The 13,684-nt window shown below is 38.6% G+C and carries 10 protein-coding genes; 3 read left to right on the forward strand and 7 right to left on the reverse strand.

Annotation, left to right across the window (positions count from 1 at the left end; all coding sequences use genetic code 11):
- Positions 1–140: 140 nt before the first annotated feature.
- The 3 genes from CLV48_RS01565 to tyrS form a co-directional block, all read right to left on the reverse strand.
- Positions 141–842: a TetR/AcrR family transcriptional regulator gene (locus CLV48_RS01565; RefSeq protein WP_106565478.1), complete on the reverse strand. Its 702-nt coding sequence runs from the start codon at positions 840–842 to the stop codon at positions 141–143.
- A 108-nt stretch (positions 843–950) separates the two neighbouring features.
- Positions 951–1,604 (reverse strand): hypothetical protein, encoded by a 654-nt coding sequence (locus CLV48_RS01570; RefSeq protein WP_106565479.1) that lies wholly within the window; start codon positions 1,602–1,604, stop codon positions 951–953.
- 164 nt (positions 1,605–1,768) lie between these two features.
- Positions 1,769–3,061 carry a tyrosine--tRNA ligase gene (gene tyrS, locus CLV48_RS01575; protein ID WP_106565480.1) on the reverse strand — a complete coding sequence of 431 codons (1,293 nt, stop codon included), beginning with the start codon at positions 3,059–3,061 and terminating at the stop codon, positions 1,769–1,771.
- A gap of 200 nt (positions 3,062–3,261) precedes the next feature.
- Between tyrS and CLV48_RS01580 the strand changes: the two genes are divergently transcribed.
- The 3 genes from CLV48_RS01580 to CLV48_RS01590 all read left to right on the forward strand — a co-directional run bounded on the left by CLV48_RS01580 (position 3,262) and on the right by CLV48_RS01590 (position 8,410).
- Positions 3,262–5,013, forward strand: a complete 1,752-nt coding sequence (locus CLV48_RS01580) for an ABC transporter ATP-binding protein (RefSeq protein WP_106565481.1) — start codon at positions 3,262–3,264, stop codon at positions 5,011–5,013.
- A 349-nt stretch (positions 5,014–5,362) separates the two neighbouring features.
- Positions 5,363–7,213 (forward strand): glutamate-cysteine ligase family protein, encoded by a 1,851-nt coding sequence (locus CLV48_RS01585; protein ID WP_106565482.1) that lies wholly within the window; start codon positions 5,363–5,365, stop codon positions 7,211–7,213.
- A 3-nt stretch (positions 7,214–7,216) separates the two neighbouring features.
- Positions 7,217–8,410, forward strand: a complete 1,194-nt coding sequence (locus CLV48_RS01590) for a succinylglutamate desuccinylase/aspartoacylase family protein (RefSeq protein ID WP_106565483.1) — start codon at positions 7,217–7,219, stop codon at positions 8,408–8,410.
- Positions 8,411–8,500: 90 nt separating this feature from the next.
- Here the strand turns inward: CLV48_RS01590 and CLV48_RS01595 are convergent, their stop codons facing one another.
- The 4 genes from CLV48_RS01595 to mgrA all read right to left on the reverse strand — a co-directional run bounded on the left by CLV48_RS01595 (position 8,501) and on the right by mgrA (position 13,606).
- Positions 8,501–10,279: an acyl-CoA dehydrogenase family protein gene (locus CLV48_RS01595; protein ID WP_106565484.1), complete on the reverse strand. Its 1,779-nt coding sequence runs from the start codon at positions 10,277–10,279 to the stop codon at positions 8,501–8,503.
- 167 nt (positions 10,280–10,446) lie between these two features.
- Positions 10,447–10,998, reverse strand: coding sequence for a DinB family protein (locus CLV48_RS01600; protein ID WP_106565485.1), 552 nt, complete (start codon positions 10,996–10,998; stop codon positions 10,447–10,449).
- 81 nt (positions 10,999–11,079) lie between these two features.
- The gene (locus CLV48_RS01605; protein WP_106566085.1) at positions 11,080–12,330 is read right to left on the reverse strand and encodes a neutral/alkaline non-lysosomal ceramidase N-terminal domain-containing protein; all 1,251 of its coding nucleotides are present in this window, start codon (positions 12,328–12,330) and stop codon (positions 11,080–11,082) included.
- A gap of 253 nt (positions 12,331–12,583) precedes the next feature.
- Positions 12,584–13,606 carry an L-glyceraldehyde 3-phosphate reductase gene (gene mgrA, locus CLV48_RS01610; RefSeq protein WP_106565486.1) on the reverse strand — a complete coding sequence of 341 codons (1,023 nt, stop codon included), beginning with the start codon at positions 13,604–13,606 and terminating at the stop codon, positions 12,584–12,586.
- Between the last annotated feature and the right edge of the window lie 78 nt (positions 13,607–13,684).

A 13,684-nucleotide genomic window follows, 5' to 3' on the forward strand; every position in this document is an offset into this window, starting at 1 on the left:
AGTCATCTTTTAATATCTTACTTTGGGCAAAATTTTAGGAAAAGACACAAAAAAGTTTTCATGCAGAGATCGCTGCGGTTTCGCTGCGTACTCTGCGTGAAATAAATTTTCATTCTTTTTTTAAATGCCAAAATCTAATCCTAAAACAAAGAGGCCTGGACTGCCTGTGGTTTTTGCGCCTGAATAGTTCCTTTGAGCATATCCTGCATAAGCTTTAAAAAGCCCGGTTTCCAATTGTCCAAATGTATTTTGACCTCCTTTTCCTCAAAAGCTACGGGTCCGGTGAGTCTTTCATAACCTATGATCATTGACCAAATGGTATAAAAAGTAACCTCAAGCTGCAATTCGGGACGGATACTTCCGTCCTTGATACCCTGAGAAACCATTTGGATACCCAGCTTGCCGCAGTCATGGTGGATGTCCAGTAATTTTTGAAAATGTTCACTTTCCAAGATTAATGGGTGGATTTGCTGTCTTCCAGATTCTTGGGTATAAAGCTGCATAATTCCCATAAAATTGAGAATTGCGTCGTTGTACATGCGATTGGCTTGGGCAAATTTGATGTAATCCGAGGCAAGGTCGGTGAGCATTTGAAGTCCTGTTCTACCTTTTTGCTTGAAAATGTCCCTAAAAACTCCTTTCAACTCATCAAAAGCTTTTTTGGTAACTGCCATGTAAAGATCTTCTTTGTTTTTGAAGTAAAAATAGCTTAAGCCTTTGCTTATTCCGGCCGTTTTTGCTACTTCATCCATAGTGGTGGCAGCATATCCTTTTTCGGTAAACAGTTTGATGGCTACCTCTAAAATTAACTTGGTTTTTTTTTCTCTTACAGAACTTGGCATAATCAGACAATATTTTGACTGAGGGTCAAATATATTAAACGGCAGCCAAAATTTCATTTAACACCGTTTCAAAAAATCAGAAAATTCTACAGATCAATTAGAAATTTTTTAATCTTTCATGCAGGAATATAGTTGACTCCACTTTTCCTCTCCGAGTACTCCCTTTAGATCAACGACTGTTTCCCTGATACAAGGCTTTATAATTTCAATATGTTTTTTTCTGAGATCTTCAATGCTGGTTTTGAATGTTTCCCGTATGGCTAACATCCCTTGATGGAATTGTTCTCTACTGATTTCTTGTTTCATTAACTTTTCCAGCAGATCCAATCTCCTTTTTTCCATGGCTGCAATAATCTCCACCATATCTTTTCTAAGTAATTGAAAAGCCTCCATCCTGCATTGTGCCATATTAAGCAGTAGCAATCGTATTTCTCTCTTTTGTGTTTCTGTGAAATCCAGTCTAATTAAACAGGAAATCAATTTACTTCTTTCAATTATACTTTCATGTTCATGGCTATTGCTATGGCTTTCTAATTGTTTTGCAAATTCAACCTCTGCTTGTTCCGGGGATGTCCTGAACCCAAAAGGTTTTGTTTCGTCCCCACCTTGGATTTCAAGGCTGATGATTTCTTCAGCCAAAATACCGGTTATGTTATCAATCTCTTGGTTGATTTTGCTTTGCAAGCCGTCTTTTTCCTGACAGGCCAAGATCAGGAAAAAAATTCCTGTCAGGATGGTCCAGCTTTTCAAATGTTTCTTCATGATGATCCAGGCAGATTTACCTAAAAATAACGATAAAAAAATGAAATATTGATGAAAAAAATATAAAAAATCACCCCATTCAGTTCTTTTTCAAACTTCCTGATTCATCTAGAGCAAAATGATGTTCAGAAAGTTGAAGATGCTAATGGGGTGATCTATCAACTTTACTTTATAGAGATAATGAAATATTGCTTTTTTCCTTTCTGTACCAAAAGGTATTTGTTCTGAAGTAAAGTATAATTATTGGAAGCATTTGGGTCACTTACTTTTTCTTTGTTGATAGCAACTCCACCTCCCTGAATCATTTTTCTTGCTTCGCCTTTGGAAGGGAATATCAGACCTTGTGATTTTTCTGACAGGAGATCCAATACATTCCCAATATTCATATATTCCTCCCTATCTATCTGGACTTGAGGCACACCATCAAATACCTGGAGAAAAGTCCTTTCATCCAAAGCAGCCAAGTCCTCAGTGGATGACTTACCAAATAGAATTTCTGAGGCCTTGACAGCCATTTCATATTCCTGTTCACCATGGATCATGGTGGTGACTTGTTTGGCAATCTCTTTCTGTAAAATCCTTAAATGTGGCGCCTCTTGGTGTTGCTTCTCCAAAATTTCTATCGAATTTTTGTCCAAAAGTGTGAAGATCCTAATGTATTTCGAAGCATCTTCATCCGACACGTTCAACCAGAATTGGTAAAATGCATAAGGGGATGTTTTATCTGGATCTAGCCATACCGACCCGCTTTCTGTTTTTCCAAACTTAGAGCCATCAGCTTTGGTGATCAAAGGTACAGTCAGGGCAAAAGCAGAACCTCCTTCCATTTTTCGGATAAGTTCTGTTCCTGTGACAATATTACCCCACTGATCAGAACCTCCAAGCTGAATGCTTACCCCTTTATTTTTCCAAAGATGAAAAAAATCGTAGCCTTGGATCAATTGATAAGAAAATTCAGTAAAGGAAAGTCCACTTCCTTCTTCCAGCCTTCTTTTCACAGAATCTTTGGCCATCATATAGTTGACAGTGATGTATTTTCCTACATCCCGGATAAATTCCAGGAAGGAAAATTGAGACATCCAATCATAATTATTGACCAATTCAGCTTTATTGGTAGTGCCTTCCTTAAAATTCAGAAACTTGGATAACTGTTTTTTAAGGCATTCCACATTATGGTCCAGTGTGGCCTTATCCAAAAGATTTCTCTCAGCTGATTTAAAGCTGGGATCACCGATCATTCCTGTCGCTCCACCAACCAGGGCAAATGGTTTATGGCCTGAACGCTGAAAGTGCAACAAAGTCATCACCCCGACCAAATGTCCAATATGCAATGAATCTGCAGTGGGATCAAAGCCCAGATAAGCAGAACGCATTCCATCATTAAGGTGCTGTTCCAATTCTGGGGTCATATCCTGGAGCATTCCCCTCCATCGCAGTTCATCAATAAAGTTATTCATGTGTATCTCTTGTTTTCAAAGCTGCAAATATAGGTTTTAGTGGATAGAGTATAAAAAGATTCAGGCAATTTAGAAAAATAGTGACCTAGAATGACCTATAGGTAAGTATTGCTAATCCTTTTCCTAAAAATCTTCGATTTTGTTTGTTAAGCACGAACTAAAGGGAAGCTAAATGATGTTTATCTTCATATTTTTAATACATGGCAACCAAAAAAAACAAGGAAAACAGGGTCACTATGGCCCATGTTTTCAAAACCATCATCTGGCCTAGAAGGAGACATTTGTTTTTAGGCTTATTTCTCATCATTATTTCAAGGCTTTCGGGTTTGGTCTTACCAGGTGCAAGTAAATTTTTGATTGATGATGTGATTCCTTCAGGGGATTTAAATCTTTTGAAATGGCTTGTTCTTGGAGTAGTGGCTGCTATTGTGGTTCAGGCAACAACTTCCTATGCCCTTACCCAGATTCTGAGTGTAGAAGCCCAGCACCTTATTGCCAAATTGAGGGCAAAGGTGCAAAAGCATATTATACAATTGCCCATACGCTTTTTTGACAATACCAAGACAGGGGAATTGGTCTCCAGGATTATGACTGATGTAGAGGGGGTTAGAAATTTAGTAGGGACTGGATTTGCCCAAATGATAGGAGGGATCTTAACTGCCATCATTTCATTGGCGCTTCTTATCTATATCAGCCCTTTGATGACCCTTTATGTGCTAGTCCCGGTGATTATCTTTGGTTTGATTTCGCTTAAAGCTTTTGGGAAAATCCGTCCGATTTTTAGAGAAAGAGGAAAAATCAATGCAGAAGTAACGGGTAGATTGACTGAGACTCTTGGAGGTATCCGGGTAATTAAAGGATTCAATGCGGAAGATCAGGAAATCAAGACCTTTGAAAGTGGGGTAGAGCGTTTGTTTTTGAATGTTAAGGCAAGTTTGACGGCCACTAGTTTTGTGACCTCTGCTGCTACATTTTTATTGGGGCTTGCTTCGGCCGGTATCATGGGAATTGGTGGTTACATGATTATGGAGGATCAAATGACCTTTGGTGATTTTCTTGCATTTACCCTTTATCTGGGGTTTATGATTGCTCCCATTCTCCAAATGAGCAATATAGGTAGTCAGTTAACAGAAGCCTTTGCAGGTTTGGATAGGACAGAGGAAATCATGAATATGCCATTGGAGAGTGATGCGAAGGAAAGGACAATTGAATTGAAAGATATTAAAGGTGATGTCCGTTTTGATCAGGTTTCTTTTGCTTATGAAGAAGGCAAAGAAGTTGTTAAAGGAATTACCTTTCATGCAGCAGAAGGCTCTGTCACTGCGTTGGTCGGTACTTCAGGGTCCGGAAAAACAACCATTGCAGGACTGGCAGCTTCTTTTTTAAATCCTGATACTGGCCGAATAACCGTAGATGGTGTGGATTTGAAAAATATTACCCTTGAGAGCTATCGTTCTCAATTGGGGGTAGTATTGCAGGATGACTTTTTGTTTGAAGGTACAATCAGGGAAAACATCCTTTTTCCACGTCCGAATTCTACTGAAGAAAAGCTAATCCAGGCGGTCAAAGCTGCTCATGTAAATGAATTTACAGACAGGTTTGAAGAAGGCTTGGACACTTTGATAGGAGAGCGCGGTGTTAAACTTTCAGGTGGTCAAAGGCAACGAATTGCCATAGCAAGAGCCATTTTGGCAGATCCAAGAATCCTGGTATTGGATGAGGCCACTTCTAATCTGGATACTGAAAGCGAATCCATGATCCAGGCAAGTTTGAAGGAACTGATGAAAAGCAGGACCACTTTTGTCATTGCTCACCGTTTGAGTACCATCAGGCAGGCTGATCAGATTTTGGTGATTGAGCAGGGTGAAATAGTTGAACATGGCAAACATGAGGAGCTGATTGAAAAACAAGGAAGGTATTATCAGTTGTACACCTATCAAGCAAGGATTTAGAAAAGCCTGAAAACACAAGCAGGATGGAACCATTATTGATTTAGGAATTTTAGTGGTTCATTAAGGCAGTTACTTAATATGCAGATATCGTATTACACTGTCAGGGTTTTAATCCCTTTACTGTAAAATCAGGTTTATATCGCGTCAAATGCTACCTTGGTTAGGCCCAGCCTGAAGTGCTATTCCCTAGGATTTTTTGGAGGTAAAACTTTTGGTTTGAATGAAAAAAAAGTTTTTAATAAAAACAGGACATGAGAGCTAAAACCGACTACAATTAGTTGACATCCTGATTCCTGTCATGTTTTAATAGCCTCATTATCATTATTTTTCTCATGCTAAAATTATGTGCATGGGAACACTAAATGTCACCAGATTATCAGGTAGGAAGGCGAAAGCAAATTATTTTCACCATTTGATCAGGGATTTGGAAGCCTTGGACAACATGGTGGAAAGCGGGCTGATTGAAAAGTCACCTATACGAATTGGTGCAGAGCAGGAATTTTTTATTGTAAAGAATGATTTTTTGCCCAACAATAATTCCCTTAAACTATTAGAGGCCATTAATGACCCTCATTTTACTACTGAAATTGGGAATTTCAATCTAGAGATCAATTTGGATCCTATCCATTTAGGAGGCGATTGCTTTTCCAGCTTACATCAAAAACTTTCTAATCTGTTGGATTTGGCAAAAAAAGAAGCAGCCAAAGAGGAGTCAAAAATCATCTTGACTGGAATCTTGCCTACATTGGCCCATACCAATATTGGACTTCAAAACATGACTCCCTTTCAAAGGTATTATGTATTGAATGAAGCAGCCAGGGAATCCAGGGCTCAGGATTTCATGATCCATATTAAAGGGGTGGACGAATTGAATCTTTTGCATGATTCAGTGATGTTGGAAAGCTGCAATACCAGCTGGCAAATGCACCTTCAGGTAGATCCTGATGAATTCATTGACATGTTCAATTGGTCACAGGCTATTGCTGGTCCGGTTCTGGCTGCCTGTTGTAACTCACCTTTGCTATTTGGAAGGGAACTTTGGAGTGAAACAAGGATAGCCCTATTTTCCCAAAGTGTAGATATACGGACCAATTCATTCCTTTTGAATGATAGTCAGTCTAGGGTGAGTTTTGAAGATAAATGGCAAAGGGGAACTGTTTCCGATATTTTTAAAGATAATATTTCCAGGTTTAGAAGTTTGCTTACTTCAGAATTTGATCTGGATAGTGTGGAGATGTTGAAACTTGGGCAGATTCCCAAACTGAAGGCACTTAACCTGCATAATGGAACAGTGTACCGTTGGAACAGGGCATGCTATGGAGTTGGAGATGGACAACCTCATTTGAGGATAGAAAACAGGTATATACCATCTGGACCTACTGTGATAGATCAGGTTGCGAATTTTGCCTTTTGGGTAGGATTGATGAAAGGAAGGACTTCCGAATTTGAGGACATTCAGGACCGTTGGGATTTTAAAGATATCAAGGCAAATTTTTACAAGGCTGCCCGATATGGAATGGCGACCCAATTTGTATGGGACAATAGGCTTGTTTCCTGTCAGGAACTACTTTTGGATACATTTATTCCCATGGCAAAAAGAGGTTTGAAATTGGCTGGTATCGTTGAGAAAGACATTGCTAAATATCTGAAAGTGATAGAAAATAGAATCCAAGGAAGAAATGGGGCGGTTTGGACAGTGGAAAGTTACAGAAACCTGCTTAAGGCAAAGAAAAAAAATGAGGCTAGACAAGTATTGACAGCCCATATGTATATCAATCAGGAAAAGAATATACCTGTATCTGAATGGGAAATCCTGGAACCTGATACGACATCAAATTTCAATATTCAAAAATTGGTTAGCCACGTGATGAGTACAGATATCTTTTCAGTTGAAGGAAAAGATCCCATTGAATTGGTTGTCAATATGATGCGATGGAACAAAATCCATCACATGCCAGTGGTAAAAGGGGACAAAGAATTGATAGGATTGCTTTCTTGGTCTGATGTTCAAAAATACCTGGATAGTCCAAAAGAAATTCAACTTTGTGTAAAGGGAGTGATGAAAAAAGAAGTTAAAGTCATCGGTCCTGAAAGCACCCTACAAGAAGCGAGGGATTTGATGGCAAAATATCAGATCAATGGCCTTCCGGTAGTAATAGAAAACAAGTTAATTGGTATGGTTACTTCCAATGATATTTAGATAATGGATATACCTTGTGAAAAAGGAAAAACTTCTAACCTAAAGAATAGGCTGATTGGACATATTCAGGGATATGCTCAAGGCCCAATTGTTTTGTTCTTTGCCGCTATTCATGGGAACGAACCCGCTGGGGTCATTGCTTTGCAAAAAATATTCATAGAACTTGAACACAGAAAAGCTGAAATCAAAGGCGATATTTATGGTATAATTGGAAATCTAAATGCTTTGAATGCTGGTCAAAGATTTATAGATGAAGATCTGAACAGGATTTGGACCAAAAATAGAATTGATCAATTGGATAAGAAAGCCAATTTACTTGATGAGGAAACGGAAATGCAGAATGTTTGGAATCTGATTCAGGATATTCTTCAAAATGCCAATGGTCCTGTTTATTTTATTGATTTCCATACTACTTCAAGTAAAACTAGTCCCTTTATCACCATCAATGATTCACTAAACAACAGGAAGTTTGCCCTTCAATATCCTGTACCTATAATTCTTGGAATAGAGGAATACCTGGATGGTACAATGCTCAATTATATCAACCAAAAAGGTTATGTGGCTATTGGTTTTGAAGGAGGGCAGAATCAGGAAGAAAAGTCAATAGCACATTTTGAAGCCTTTATTTACCTTACTTTAAACTTTGCAGGATTGATCAAAAAGCTAAGTTTTCCTTTTTTTGATCAATATTATGATTTTTTGGATAATAGTACAGGTTCCCTCCGCAAGGTTTTTGAAATTGTTTATCTTCATAAAATCAATGTTTGGGACCGCTTTATGATGTATGGGGGCTTTGAAAGTTTTCAGGTAATCCGCCAAGGAATGGATTTGGCCATTCACAATGATCAAATCGTTAAGGCACCTTATGCTGGACGTATTTTCATGCCATTGTATCAAAGTCAGGGCAATGATGGCTTTTTTATCATTCAAAAAATTCCATTTTTTGCCCTGAATCTCTCTTCATTTTTAAGGAAATTGAAAGTAGATAATCTATTGACTTTGCTGCCTGGAGTAAGGTGGGAAGTGAGGGATAAAATGATATTAAAGGTCAATTCTAGGACAGCCCGTTTTCTTACCAAACCATTTTTTCATTTATTGGGATATAGGGTCAGGCTACAGGAAGGGGATTATTTAAAATTATCCAATAGAGAACGTGTGGCGAAGAAAAAGATGTACCGAAAAGAGAAATGGTATTGAATGACTTTTTGAATTCATTTAAAACAACCAATCATTCTAATGTCATTGAGCTTTCCATATATTATTGGGCAGTATTTTAATCAATGAATTCTAAAACCACTCTTCATGCATATCCAGGGTAGGCATATCTGGGGAAACCAAACGTTTTCCTAGCGCATCCATTTTGACCAGTTCATATTCAAAGAAATACCTGAGACACATAATTTTCCCTTGATAAAATGACTTTTCAGGATTTCCTTTGTCCAATTGTTCTTGTGCGATTATGGCCTGCTTTAGCCATTGCCAGGCTATAGTCAGGATACCGTTATATTCCAGGTAAAGGCTGGCATCTGCTAAGAATTCCTCTGTTTTTATTCCGGCTTTTGATAAGAGATGGGCCGTAGTCTGTTGAGCCTTGCCCAAATATTTTTCAAGTGTATCTGCATATGAAATCAAGCTGTTTATTTCCCTAGCATCCAAGATTGTAGTTGCTATTTCTTTACCAAACAAGTGCAGGGCTTTTCCTCCTTTCATCAAAACTTTCCTTCCCAATAAATCAAGTCCGTGAATACCTGTTGTACCTTCGTGGATAGGGTGGATCCTTGCTTCTCTATAATATTGTTCAATGGGAAAATCTGTAGTGTAACCCGCACCCCCTAAAATTTGCAGCGCAGCAGAAGTACTGAGGCAACACATTTCAGAGGGATAGGATTTGGCAATTGGAGTCAAGAAATCCAGTAGAAGGGCAGCTTGCTCTTTTTCCGGTTCTTCAGCAGCATGGGCAATGTCACTCAATTTGCTGCAATAAAGCAACAAAGCCAATGAACCTTCAGTAATTGCTTTCTGAAAAAGCAGCATGCGCTTTACATCGGCGTGTTGAATGATAGGGATTTGGGGTTTTGAAAGGTCTTTTTCTCCAATTTTTCTACCCTGTGGCCTTTCTTTGGCATAAGCCAATGAGGCTTGGTAGGCTGCTGTGGCAATGGCTGTTGCATTCAGGCCGACACCTATCCGTGCTTCATTCATCATCTGGAACATGTAGGAAAGTCCATTGTGGGGTTCACCTACCAAAAAACCTTCGCTGCCATTATTGGAACCGATCATCAAGTGTACAATAGGGGCTCCTTTGTAACCCATTTTGTGATAAATACCTTCGGTCAAAACATCATTAGATTCACCGCATGGAATTCGTTTTTGAGGAACTACAAAAAGGGAAATACCTTTGACACCTGCTGGTGCGCCATGGATTCGTGCCAGCATGAGGTGGATGATATTTTCGCAGGCATCATGGTCTCCACAGGATATGTATACCTTTTGGCCTTTGATCAGGTAAACCCCTTCTTTTTCAGTTGGATACGCAGTAGTGCTGATGTCCGATAAAGAAGATCCCGCATCAGGTTCGGTCAGGGCCATAGTTCCCTGCCATTTTCCAGTATACATATTGGGGGTAAATTTTTCAATAAGTTCCTTATTTCCAAAAGTCCTTATCAGGTTGGCCGCACCAGTTGTTAAAAAAGGATATACTGAGGCTGAATAATTAGCGGCTTGAAAAATAAAGCCAGAGGCCATATGCAAGGTGGTTGGAAGCTGTTGGCCACCTTCATCATAGGGGAAGGTGGCATTGATCCATCCATTTTCACCAAATTGACGGATGATTGTTTTCATACCCTCATGGACTTTGATTTTACCGTCGACCAATTTTGGTTCCTTCCTGTCCATTTCTGTCAATATGGGTTTGAGGTAATTTTCAGCTATTTGGTCAGCTGCTTCAAGTACCATATTAAAAACTTCTTTTGTATGGTCATGGAAATAGGTATGTCTGGTAAGTTCCATTACCAGAAGATTTTCAAACAACTGAAATTCAAGGTCTCTTTTGGAATAAAATGGCATAATGAATATTTCTTTATCCTAATGTTAAACAGAACTGGTCAAAAGGTAAAATGAAATAAAAAGTCATCAGTGAAGAAAGGGCCTCTAAAATTGAACACAACCTAATCTAATATTGAATGCTCATTTTCAACTTTTGTGCCTCTTTAAATCACCGGTTAGACAATATATTATTTTTTTATTTTTTCAAGGACAGCAAGTGCCTGATTTAGGTGCCGTTTTTCATGGGCAATTACAATATCCATTGCCTGTGGCAAGGAATAAACTATTAGCTTGTTGGCAGGAGAATGGATAATGGTCTCTTTCTCTATATAAGGCTCCAATTCTTTGATCCAGTTTTTCAATTCTTCTTGATGATCCAAAAATTTCTCTATGATATCATTTTCCCCTTCATTGATCCTTGGTTCCCAAAGGGGAAATGTCCGTATTTTCTTTTTTCCTCCGTCTGAAACCGAGGTGTAGATCATATTTCCAAAGAGTTTTGTAAAAAATTTGAATTTGCCTATAAAAGCCCCTACAAAAGTTTGGTCTATCAATTGCCTGAAAATCGGAAAATAGCTGCTGTTAACTTTGATCAGATGATCCAGATTTTCTGCAATACTCCAGGATTTGCTATCGGGTTTTGTAAAAAGGATCTTATTATCAAGTCCGCCAAATACCTCCCTGATTTCCTCACTTAGTTTATCCAGTTCAATAATCCATTCTTTAAGCTTGATTTCCATAAGTGGTTTTTTATAAATTTCCGAACAGCTTCGATCTTTTGCCTTTTAAGTCAAAGGTTTTTTCTAAAATGCAATTAATTTTTATTGATTAATTGCTAATTCTTCCAAGTTAAGCATGAGCATATGTCCTGTGGATTTACCTAAAGACATTCTGGTAAGGTATTGGGCATGTGGTAGGCTTAAATCTTCAAAATATTCAGGTTTTACAATATAGCCCAAAGCGTCCTGAGCAAGACCCAAAACGAATTTGGGACCTTCAGGCATTTTAGATTTAGTGTTTAACCCATAAATGGGAGCAGTTTCTCCTGGGTGTGTTGCAAATGTTGCTTCCCCAATAGCAAACCAAGCCACTTCCGTTTCTACTACATCAGAAATGGTTCTAGGGATAATTCCAACTGCTGCCAATTGTTTCCAAACATCATTTTCTACCGGAAGATTAACTTTTTTATTGCGGAACTTCAATGATGTAGACTGGAGACTTCTTCCTTTTCTTAAAGCTGAAACTGCTACATTTGCCAATCCTTTGCCTCTATCCAGTACTTCTTCATAGGAAATGCCTTTGTCAATAGGCTGAATCCATCCACCAATGGCCCCTTGAAGGAAAAGGTGTTCACCGCCCAATTCAGATTCCATTTGCCTGTAAAATCCTGCAACATAATCAGCTGAGACTTTATCATAGACGGCATCCAAGTAGGTTGGATGGCAGGAAAAATTGGTAAGCGTTAAAATATTCTGATTTTTTTTATCCAAAAACTGTAAAACCGTCACAGATCGGTCAATTTCCTCCTCACAAATATTGGCAACCCATTCATGTCCAAATTCCGTGATTCCATATTTAACGGAAGATTTTTCCAATTTGGACGCAGCTAATTGGATTTGTTCAGCAGTTGTTTTTACTAAAAAGTCCATGTAATCCTTGTCTACACCACTCTGCGAATAGTCCTCACCCCACAATCCAACTACATCCGGACCGCTATGGGTATGCGTAGAAATGAGGACGATATTGTTGGCAGAAAGTGGAATTCCTAAATCCATTTCAGCTACTTTTTCTCTGATTTTCAACAAATCCTGATAGAGCAAACCAATACAGTCTAAGGTGATTAAGGCAAAACTTTCCTTTCCGTCAAAAAATACCGCTGCCTTAACATACAAACTATCCAATACTCCTGTAAACTTTCTGTTTTGCTTGTCGCCTGCAATAAATGAACCTAGAGGAGGATTTATAACAGCTTTTGAAACTCCAACTTTTAGTTCAATACTTTCATTAATTGTACTGGGACCACAAGTACAAAGAGAGAAAATGAGAATTATTGAAAAGAGGTATTTATTCATTGAGAGGGATGCATAAGGAATAGTGAATCCATGAATTATTTTGCCCACAACTTGTCCTGAAAGTCAGAAAAAGTTACAAAAGGATACAAAAGTGGTAGCATAAATCAATTCAACTCCTTTAAGATAGTTCACAAAGAAAGTTTAACAATTTTTGGGTTGTTATTCCCTACTTCAGCTTCTGTTTCCTTTTGTAGCTCAATATAAACTTTTCATAGATTAGACCATCTATCTTTTCACTGAATTTTTATCAACACTACTGGTTTTTCAAAATTGCTTCTATGGCCTCCAATTCATTTTTGGAAAAATGGAGGTTTTCTAAAGCTTTGACATTATCGGCAAGTTGCTCAGCCTTGCTTACACCCACCAGTACGGTTGTAATTCTTTCGTCTTTAAGTAGCCAAGCAATAGCCATCTGTGCAAGGCTCTGTCCGCGTTTTTCGGCGATACCATTCAATGCCTTAACTTTAGCCAAAACCAATTCAGAAATTTGTTCTTTTTTCAGATAACGGCCGTCTTTTGCCAATCTACTGTCTTCTGGGATTCCCTTAAGGTATTTGTCGGTCAGCACACCCTGTTCCAATGGTGAAAAGGCAATGGAACCTATTCCTTCATCTCCCAATACATCCAATAATCCATTTTCAACCCAGCGGTCAAACATACTGTACCTAGGTTGATGGATCAGTAGGGGGGTACCCATAGATTTTAGAATTTGTGAAGCCCTTAACGTATCCTCTGCTGAATACTGGGAAATCCCCACATATAAGGCTTTTCCGGACCGGACTATTTGATCCAAAGCGCCCATGGTTTCTTCGAGTGGAGTTCCAGGATCTGGTCTATGGTGGTAAAAGATGTCCACATAATCCAAGCCCATTCTTTTTAAACTCTGATCCAAAGATGCAATCAGGTATTTTCGGGAACCAAGATTTCCATAAGGGCCTGGCCACATATCCCAACCTGCTTTGGTAGAAATGATAAGTTCATCCCTGTAAGATCTGAAATCCTTTTCCATGATTCTTCCGAATGTTTCTTCAGCAGAGCCATATGGAGGACCATAATTATTTGCCAGATCAAAGTGTGTGATACCAAAATCAAAAGCTTTTCTTAAGATATTCCGTGCATTTTTAAAATCTGCATTATGCCCAAAATTATGCCAAAGGCCTAATGAAATTTGTGGAAGTAAAATCCCGCTTTTTCCGCACCTCCTGAAAGGCATTTGATCATAACGGGCCTCATTGGCTACATAAGGTGGCAAGGGTTGGTGGTCGTTGATACGCATAGGTTACTTAGGTTGAAATTTCTTGAAGCTTTGAATTTAATCAATGATTCAGGAAGAATAAACCTTTCGAAAAAATTC

The organism is Cecembia rubra (assembly GCF_003014575.1).
In the GTDB taxonomy this organism is placed as follows: Bacteria; Bacteroidota; Bacteroidia; order Cytophagales; family Cyclobacteriaceae; genus Cecembia_A; species Cecembia_A rubra.

Bases quoted from the DNA above. Each gene is read 5' to 3' on its own strand.
- CLV48_RS01565 (WP_106565478.1), bottom strand. From the start codon at position 842: ATGCCAAGTTCTGTAAGAGAAAAAAAAACCAAGTTAATTTTAGAGGTA.
- CLV48_RS01570 (WP_106565479.1), bottom strand. From the start codon at position 1,604: ATGAAGAAACATTTGAAAAGCTGGACCATCCTGACAGGAATTTTTTTC.
- tyrS (WP_106565480.1), bottom strand. From the start codon at position 3,061: ATGAATAACTTTATTGATGAACTGCGATGGAGGGGAATGCTCCAGGAT.
- CLV48_RS01580 (WP_106565481.1), top strand. From the start codon at position 3,262: ATGGCAACCAAAAAAAACAAGGAAAACAGGGTCACTATGGCCCATGTT.
- CLV48_RS01585 (WP_106565482.1), top strand. From the start codon at position 5,363: ATGGGAACACTAAATGTCACCAGATTATCAGGTAGGAAGGCGAAAGCA.
- CLV48_RS01590 (WP_106565483.1), top strand. From the start codon at position 7,217: ATGGATATACCTTGTGAAAAAGGAAAAACTTCTAACCTAAAGAATAGG.
- CLV48_RS01595 (WP_106565484.1), bottom strand. From the start codon at position 10,279: ATGCCATTTTATTCCAAAAGAGACCTTGAATTTCAGTTGTTTGAAAAT.
- CLV48_RS01600 (WP_106565485.1), bottom strand. From the start codon at position 10,998: ATGGAAATCAAGCTTAAAGAATGGATTATTGAACTGGATAAACTAAGT.
- CLV48_RS01605 (WP_106566085.1), bottom strand. From the start codon at position 12,330: ATGAATAAATACCTCTTTTCAATAATTCTCATTTTCTCTCTTTGTACT.
- mgrA (WP_106565486.1), bottom strand. From the start codon at position 13,606: ATGCGTATCAACGACCACCAACCCTTGCCACCTTATGTAGCCAATGAG.